Consider the following 5441-nt stretch of genomic DNA (forward strand, 5'->3'; position numbering starts at 1 on the left):
AATGTCACACTGAGCGCAGTCGAAGTGCCTCGCCAATCCCTATCCCCATTGCCTTTGTACCCAAATTTGGCTCACCAGCTCAAGTCTCAAATCTCTAGTCTCTAGCTTCTAGATTCTAGCCTCTAGACTCTAGCTTCTAGATTCAAATCTCAAATCTCAAATCTCACCTCTCAAATCTCACTTCTCACATCTCAAATCTCAAATCTCATTTCTCACCTCTCACTTCACAAACATTCAAAACACCGATACAAGTCGCTTGGTATTTCCACATCATCAGAACCTTTTAATGGTTTTAATAAATATTCCTTTGTTTTTAACACTTCATAAAACTGAACAGCATACTTATCTATATGGTCGCGACGCGCTGTGAGTATTTCTTTTATCTCTTCCCCGTGTAATGTGTAAATTTCTTTTGGCCATATAGCAAATGCAGCATCAATTGCGGCATCGGTAAGATGTGTCTGAATGTATTTTGCTTCCTTGATAAATACGTCCTTTGGCACTTCTTTTAAAAAGTATATATCAAATGGATACACAAGCCCGGGCATATATGCAATTTCACGTTCAAAAGGACGTAACCGAGGTTGTATGTTTTTAGATGAAATAAGGCTTGGTAAGACGCCATCAATAGAGAAAAAAGCATTATCCCTATCACTAGCTAATGGTATTGCGGTATATTGATTTTCTTGCTTCTGTAAAAACCAGCCCCACTGTTTTGTGTGTCTGTCCCAATCGCCTATTACCATATCAAACAGTCTGTTTCGCACTAAGGCTTTTGTGTCAATCTTAAGGCTATCTCCGTATTTTACTTTTTCTTCTTGTAATTCTTCCGTATCAATTAGGGCGATGATATTCTCTAAATCAGACCAGTTTTTTTCTCCTTCGGTTTCGTATTCCAACCAATACAACTTATTGCCGTACACCTCATTATACGGGCCCAATTGTTTTTGTTTGGGAACAAACGCCAAGGAGGGGTGGGTGTGTTGAATATTTATGGCATCAGATAGTTTTGCCGCAACCATAGCGCCATACGGATGTTGCGCGGAAACACCATCTGTGATAATATTTTCTATTCCTACGGTTTTAGCAAATTCGGGGATTAAGGGGTCTGGGTCTTTTGCAACACTGCGTAGCGTGTACACCATTCCTTCGTCATTTTTTAGACGCAGCGACTTAGTTTGTTTACCGCCCCCTTTTTTAATTATGGAGAGTCCCCCGTGAAGACGGTCTAAAAATACAACTGGGACTTTTACCGGGGTAGCCCATTCATCTCTGTATTGTTCGCCTTGCATAAGCTTTTTAAGCATGTCGCCCTCATACATAGTAGTGGCTGCAACCCTAACACTGTCGAGTTTCTCAAAATCGATTTTATCGATATTGTTTTCGGCTATAACAATATCTGTTTTGGCATTTTCTGGCTTTGTCCATAACGAGATATAGATTACGGCGACGATAATTAAAATAAGCCCAAGAATTACGAGTATAGCTTTTTTCAAGATGTATTGTTTTATATAAAAGTATTAAACATTGTAATTATTGAAAACTTCAAAAATATATTATATGAAAATTTTAACGAGCAAACAATTTGAAAAATGACACACTTTCCGGCCTGTCTTTTTCTTTTAAAAACAGCCACAGTTAACGTCTTTCCTCCATTCTAAAACGTAGAAAAAGGATTTCCAAGCAAGCTGCTTCCCTGTCGCCAAATTGTTATGCCCGCAATATAACCAACTCCAGATTCGCTGTTGTTTACCCTTCCAATACCTCGTAGCCAATAGGTTTAAAGGTTCCGCCATTGCTATCTTCTGCCGAACAAGCGGTAAGGCCTACAATTAAATCCATTTGGGCCTCAAATAAAACATAATCGTTTGCTTTGCTCAACGGAGGAAGTACCGAAAGCTTTCCTTTGTCATCAAACTGAACGTTCATAAATATATTAAAGGCTGTGGGAATATCATCAGGTAGAATATCATACGGTTTTAAATTGGTATGTAGATTTTCAAAACAACTGGGATGATAATCGGGGTTATTATACATTATCTGAAAGGTCTCTGGACTGCATGGCGCCAATAAAAAATCATTCCGACCGTTGGTGTCATCCAATAGCTTCATCATTTTACGACTGCGGTTACTCCACAAATAATTACCAGTGCTTATAAGAATGGATTCTTCAAAATCCATTGTTTTACCAGACGAAATCTTCTCGCGGGTATCGTGAAGGTTAAATAAAACCATATCGCTCACCTGTGTGCCCCACAGGTCGATAACTTTTAGTCGCTCGCCTTTTTTTAACGTAAATGCCACCCCAGTTTGAGGTGCTATCTGCTGTATCATATTTAATTCGGTTTTTTAATTATCCTTGTGGTTGTTGTTGTATATTTTTTTGTTGTAATAGCCTAAAACTAAATTTATAATAACGATTATTAGCGTACTTGCTGCCAATTCTACATACATCCCCAAGGCTGCTAAACAACCAAGCGCGGCACTACACCAAATAGCGGCAGCGGTTGCCAGCCCAGATATTCCCTTTTTGCGTTTTACGATCACTCCCGCTCCCAGAAAACCAACTCCCACAACAATTTGGCCGGTGATACGGGTAAGATCAACATTTTGAATATCGATATATTGAAATGATATGCCCATAAAGATTGCTGCTCCTACGGCGACCAAAGCATTTGTTTTTAAACCTGCGTTCTTATCTTTCACCTGCCGCTCTATACCTACACAAATCCCGGCTATCATGGCTATGAGGGTGTTGAGTATAAATTCAAATGTAGTTACTGTTTCCATTTATAAGAAATTTAAGTCTTTCAGTAATGACGTCCTAATTGAGTACTGGCTGGTCATAACATACCTGTATATTCACTGTTCTCTTAGCTTGGTTAAAGGATTGGAAAGGCTGTTTTCATCTATTTAATACCCACGGCAGACTGTCGTATAACGGGGGTTAAATTCTGATTATTTCTGAATCCCGAGTAAGCCAAAATTTCCTAGGCATATGCTATTTTTAAAGATTTAAAACGGATTATTTATGGTGAAACGGACATTTCCAATTTTCTCCTACCTTTCTACCACTGTATTGCCGTGCCTCACTGCGCTCTCCAAAATCTTCTAATACGGGATTAATCGATCCTTGTAAAGCGGCATCCCGTTCACGTATCTTATCGCGAACTTTTTTATAAACGCCCATTTCCCGTAATTTCTCAAATTGTAAATGTAAATTAAAAACCATACAAGGGTAGGGGGCTTGCCTTGCTTGCCGCGAGGCTTTTGGGTGGAGACCTACTACATAAAAAGCCTTACCCCCAATGCTAAAACTGAAGTTTGGGTCTTCGGGATCTTTGCTTACAGTTGAGTCCCACACATCGGTATCCTCCTCGTGAAGAAACTGTAATTGCCGCCACAATAAATTTTCGAATTCAATTTCATTAATAACCTCTTCCTCGGGAAAAACAGCAATAAAAGATTCAAAATCCTTACTGTCAAAATCGTAGTTAGATATATAGTCTTTTAAGTCTTCTCTAAGTGCCTGCGCCGTTTTTTTGCTGCCTAATTTTTCATAGCTATGCAAATAAAATTTGTCCATCTGAAAGACCGTATTAGCCATAATACAGGGGTGATTGTCTTCCAAAATAAAATTTCTGAAATCTTGGGTAATACTATTTACATCAGACTTAGGTAGGGTTGTTTCCATATCTTTTTTTCTGAAAATTATAGATATTTACCACTAAACCTCCCCATTTTAATAATCTCTTAGTGCTGTTTTAATTCCACTTTAACTTTTCCCAACCCCCATCCAATGTCACACTGAGCGCAGTCAAAGTGCCTCGCCAACCTCCTTAAAGCCCTTCGTGGCTAATCCAAATTAAACGATTCATCAATATGTCACACTGAGCGCAGACGAAGTGCCTCGCCAATCCCCATCCCCATTATCTTTATACCCAAATTTGCCTGTCTCACATCTCAAATCTCAAGTCAAGTCTCTAGCTTCTAATCTCTAGCCTCTAGCCTCTAGCCTCTAGTTTCTAGACTCTAGTTTCTAGCTTCTAGATTCAAATCTCAAATCTAAAGCGTCCTACGTCCTACGTCTTATCGTCCTACGTCATCTTCATCTTCGTCCTACCTGAACTTCCCTGATTAGAGTTGACCGTTTTTAGTCTAGCCTCTAGCCTCTAGCCTCTAGCCTCTAGATTCTAGACTCCCCTGTCACGTCTCACATCTCACGTCTCACATCTCACATCTCACATCTCACATCTCAAATCTCCATCCAATGTCACACTGAGCGCAGACGAAGTGCCCAAATCCCTAATTAACCAATTCCCCCTTTCATCCAAACGGTTCTTCTATTAACCTCCAGTTTTAACCCGTTTTGTTTTTTATAAACAATCGTTAAAATAATAATAAAGGCGATGGTTAGGAGTCGGAATACATTGGCATAAACACCCCCCAACGCATTGTGGCTAACCGCGAAAAGCTCCCAAGTTAAATTCATTAGTAAATGTAGGAATATGGGCAGCCATATATTGTAATTCCATTCCACATAAACCCAGGCAAATAGAATACCTCCCAGAAAGGTAACTAAAAAAATACCCGTTAATTCCCCAAGGTCGGTGCTTTGGTATAAGTGTAGCAAACCAAAATATACTGCACCAAAAAATACAGCAGGTATAAACCCCAGCTTGGTGTTTTTAAATAGCTGTCCAAATAAAAATCCCCTAAAAAATAACTCCTCAAAAAATCCAGCTGCAACTACCGAAATTAAAATGGTATTAATAGATATATCAGACTCAAAATTAAAAACAAAGGCAAATCCAATAAACATTGGCAAAGTACAGATTAAGGCAAAAACAAAACCGCGAATTGCAGACTTATCAAGGTCTAAACTCTTAAATACTGAAGTTTTGCGGCTAATGAATAGCGTGCCCAAAAAAAGCGGAATACCGGAGATTGCGTAAGTGGCTATATGACTAATTCCTATTTGATTGCTCCATTCGTATAACAGAGTTCTTAAGGCTTTAAAGTACAAGGTGTCTAGAAGAAAGTAAATTCCAAATGAGATAAAAACAAGTAGAACAACTCTTAAGGTATTTTTCATTTTAAATCTTTATTTAAAGGTTTCTATTTAAATAGACGCATCTATTTAAAAAATGGTTGCCTTAATAAAAACTTTAATCCCTCAATACCCCCAAACCCAATTAAACAATTCATTCACTATGTCACACTGAGCGCAGTCGAAGTGCCTCGCCAATCCCCATTCCCATTCCCTTTGTGCCCTTCGTGCCTCCTTAGTGTTCTTTGTGGTTAACCCATCCCCTCTAGTGCAACGCGTGTCAATCCAATCAACAAATCTCCATCCAATGTCACACTGAGCGCAGTCGAAGTGCCTCGCCAATCCCTATCCCCATTGCCTTTGTACCCAAATTTGGCTCACCAGCTCAAGT

General features: G+C 39.2%; 5 protein-coding genes. All 5 read right to left on the reverse strand.

Going from position 1 to position 5441, the window contains the following annotated elements; all coding sequences use genetic code 11:
* Positions 1-224: 224 nt before the first annotated feature.
* Positions 225-1496 carry a hypothetical protein gene (locus K8089_RS15725; RefSeq protein WP_237604250.1) on the reverse strand — a complete coding sequence of 424 codons (1272 nt, stop codon included), beginning with the start codon at positions 1494-1496 and terminating at the stop codon, positions 225-227.
* A 253-nt stretch (positions 1497-1749) separates the two neighbouring features.
* A complete protein-coding gene (locus tag K8089_RS15730) occupies positions 1750-2334 on the reverse strand; it encodes a DUF1989 domain-containing protein (protein WP_237604251.1) in 585 nt (194 codons plus the stop codon).
* Positions 2335-2349: 15 nt separating this feature from the next.
* On the reverse strand, positions 2350-2790 hold the full coding sequence (locus K8089_RS15735; protein ID WP_237604252.1) for an MgtC/SapB family protein: 441 nt from the start codon (positions 2788-2790) through the stop codon (positions 2350-2352).
* 235 nt (positions 2791-3025) lie between these two features.
* On the reverse strand, positions 3026-3694 hold the full coding sequence (gntA, locus tag K8089_RS15740) for a guanitoxin biosynthesis heme-dependent pre-guanitoxin N-hydroxylase GntA (RefSeq protein WP_237604253.1): 669 nt from the start codon (positions 3692-3694) through the stop codon (positions 3026-3028).
* Positions 3695-4309: 615 nt separating this feature from the next.
* Positions 4310-5095 carry a CPBP family intramembrane glutamic endopeptidase gene (locus K8089_RS15745; RefSeq protein ID WP_237604254.1) on the reverse strand — a complete coding sequence of 262 codons (786 nt, stop codon included), beginning with the start codon at positions 5093-5095 and terminating at the stop codon, positions 4310-4312.
* Positions 5096-5441: the final 346 nt, after the last annotated feature.

Origin of the sequence: Aequorivita vitellina, from assembly GCF_022008365.1 — a bacterium.
Classification (GTDB): domain Bacteria; phylum Bacteroidota; class Bacteroidia; order Flavobacteriales; family Flavobacteriaceae; genus Aequorivita; species Aequorivita vitellina.

Coding starts and splice junctions, on each gene's coding strand:
- K8089_RS15730 (WP_237604251.1), bottom strand. CDS start 2,334: ATGATACAGCAGATAGCACCTCAAACTGGGGTGGCATTTACGTTAAAA.
- K8089_RS15735 (WP_237604252.1), bottom strand. CDS start 2,790: ATGGAAACAGTAACTACATTTGAATTTATACTCAACACCCTCATAGCC.
- gntA (WP_237604253.1), bottom strand. CDS start 3,694: ATGGAAACAACCCTACCTAAGTCTGATGTAAATAGTATTACCCAAGAT.
- K8089_RS15745 (WP_237604254.1), bottom strand. CDS start 5,095: ATGAAAAATACCTTAAGAGTTGTTCTACTTGTTTTTATCTCATTTGGA.